1 protein-coding gene is annotated in these 428 nt (G+C 72.2%); it reads left to right on the forward strand.

Going from position 1 to position 428, the window contains the following annotated elements; all coding sequences use genetic code 11:
• Window positions 1–428, forward strand: a 428-nt coding sequence (locus J5M56_RS25865; protein WP_207938167.1) for a transglycosylase domain-containing protein, incomplete at both ends; no start/stop codon positions are given.

Consider the following 428-nt stretch of genomic DNA (forward strand, 5'->3'; position numbering starts at 1 on the left):
TCCCTATTCGCCTCACCGCGTGAACCGCCGAATCGTGTCGTCCTTCCTCGAGCGTTGCGCGGCCTGGCTCGCCGCCGCGAAGCCGCACGCCGCCGCCGTCCTGCACCGCCTGCGCCACCCGACGCGGCGCGGCGTGCTGCTCGCCGTCGCCGCTCTCCCCGCGCTGTGCGTGCTCTACGTGCTCGCGCTGATCCCGTTCACGCCGAGCATCGGCGACATCCGCAAGGCGCGCGTCGACGCGCCCGCGCAGATCCTGTCCGCCGACGGCAAGCTGCTCGCCGAGTTCAAGCCGTCGAACCGCGAATGGGTGCCGCTCGCCGACATCTCGCCGAAGATGGTCGACGCGCTGATCTCGACCGAGGACCATCGCTTCTACGAGCACCACGGCCTCGACTGGCGGCGCACCGCGGGCGCCGCCAGTCGAGGCC

Origin of the sequence: Pseudomonas sp. 51_B (assembly GCF_017491595.1) — a bacterium.
GTDB classification, from domain to species: Bacteria; Pseudomonadota; Gammaproteobacteria; order Pseudomonadales; family Pseudomonadaceae; genus Aquipseudomonas; species Aquipseudomonas promysalinigenes.